General features: G+C 70.9%; 1 protein-coding gene and 1 pseudogene. One reads left to right on the forward strand and one right to left on the reverse strand.

The window, feature by feature from the left end; translation table 11 throughout:
- Nucleotides 1–276, reverse strand: a 276-nt coding sequence (locus tag ACU8YE_RS24550; RefSeq protein ID WP_446930026.1) for a hypothetical protein, incomplete at its 3' end; no start/stop codon positions are given.
- 21 nt (nucleotides 277–297) lie between these two features.
- On the opposite strand from ACU8YE_RS24550, the pseudogene ACU8YE_RS24555 reads away from it, so the two are divergent.
- A pseudogene (locus tag ACU8YE_RS24555) lies at nucleotides 298–438 on the forward strand (helix-turn-helix domain-containing protein); the annotation flags it as partial.
- Nucleotides 439–494: the final 56 nt, after the last annotated feature.

Below are 494 nucleotides of genomic sequence, written 5' to 3' on the forward strand. Positions count from 1 at the left end.
CGCGGCATCGCGCGGCAGCCGCGAGCGCAACCGGCCGCCGAGATCGGGGTTCCATTGCGCATCGAGATGCGAGTAGATCAGCGATTCGCACGCGAAGTAATCGTCGAGCGCGGCGTCGTACGCACGGGCCTTGAACGACGCGGCGGCCGACGCGAGCAGCGCGTCGATCTGCGCGAGCAGCGCGGCGTCCGCGCTCGAGGTGCCGATCGCGCGCGGATTGACGGGCGGACGATCGATGAAGCTGTAGGTCAGTACGCGCTGTGTGAGCGAAAGCATCGTGGCGCCCCCCGGCAACGGCGCGCGGCCGCGCCCGAGCGCCGGATCGCCGAGATCGCGCTCGATTGCGGTTTCGCGCACTTCGGCCGCTTCGCGATCGCCTACCGCGAACGGTTCGGCGAGCTGCCGTCCGCGACGCTCGCCGATCGGCGCGACGCCTGATTCCTTCGTTCTCCTTTCGCCTCACGCCCGCCGGAGCGCGCGGCACGCGTCAGTGG

The organism is Ralstonia sp. VS2407, assembly GCF_052950655.1.